The organism is Candidatus Planktophila sp. (assembly GCA_030681675.1).
GTDB lineage: Bacteria > Actinomycetota > Actinomycetes > Nanopelagicales > Nanopelagicaceae > Planktophila.
In genome coordinates this window covers 1-1,107 of sequence record JAUXRP010000006.1, presented here as the reverse complement: position 1 = coordinate 1,107, position 1,107 = coordinate 1, and the positions used below count along the sequence as shown (strand labels likewise).

The 1,107-nt window shown below is 47.0% G+C and carries 1 protein-coding gene; it reads left to right on the top strand.

What is annotated here, in order from left to right; all coding sequences use genetic code 11:
* Nucleotides 1-82 precede the first annotated feature (82 nt).
* Nucleotides 83-1,107, top strand: a 1,025-nt coding sequence (locus Q8K48_02185) for a hypothetical protein (protein MDP1851208.1), incomplete at its 3' end; no start/stop codon positions are given.

The following is a 1,107-nucleotide window of genomic DNA, read 5'->3' as shown; positions in this document are numbered from 1 at the left end:
GGTCTTTAAAAATAAGTTTTCGTAAACTTTTAACTAAATCCCAATATTATGGGAGCATAAATTAAAGTGACAGGTGAGTATTATGACGAAATATGCCTTTCGCCGGTATTTAAGCGCGCCCGGTTTAATCAAGGAAGTTCGCACCTGTTTTGAAAGAATAGAAGACAATGGAAACGGCAAAGTATTCTCACTGAGCGATTGTTTGATGTCGGGATTTGCGGTTTTTAGCTTAAAGTATCCTTCATTATTGCAATTTGACCAAGGCAGGGAAGATGATCTGGTTCGGGCTAATCTGAAATCCTTGTATGGCATTGACCGCGCGCCATCGGATACTTATTTACGGGAACGACTGGATAATGTCTCCCCTGAGCTTTTGCGCCGGTCCTTTAGGCGCATACTGCACCTGCTTCAGCGTGGCAAAGGTTTGGAGGGATTCGAATACCTGGATGGTTATTATCTATTATCCATTGATGGAACGGGTTATTTTTCTTCTTCACAAGTGCATTGTGAACAATGCTGCCAGAAACATCACCGTGACGGTCGGGTGACATACTATCACCAGATGCTCAGCGCCGTGCTGGTTCACCCGGATCAAGCCGAGGTATTCCCGTTGGCGCCGGAGCCGATCATGCAACAAGACGGGTATAGCAAAAACGACTGTGAACGCACTGCAGCAGTGCGATTGTTAAACGCACTCAGGCGTGAACATCCGCATATGAAACTCATTGTGATCGAAGATGGCCTGGCTTCCAATGCGCCGCATATTCGTCTGCTTCAAAAACTGAACCTGCGCTTTATCCTCGGCGCCAAACAAACCGACCATCAATTTCTGTTTGACTGGGTGAATGCCGTCCAGGGAGTCAACACTGATGAATTTATCGACGGCAAGGGTATCAGACACAGTTTCCGTTACCTCAATGGCGCTCCTTTAAACAACGCCAACTTTGAACTTGAGGTCAACTTTCTGGAATACCGGGAATACCACCCTTCAGGAAAAACCCAACATTTTTCCTGGGTAACAGACATTACGATCACACCTGAGAATCTGATGCAACTCATGCGCGCCGGGCGCGCACGCTGGAAAATCGAGAGTGTGCCGCAGGCACA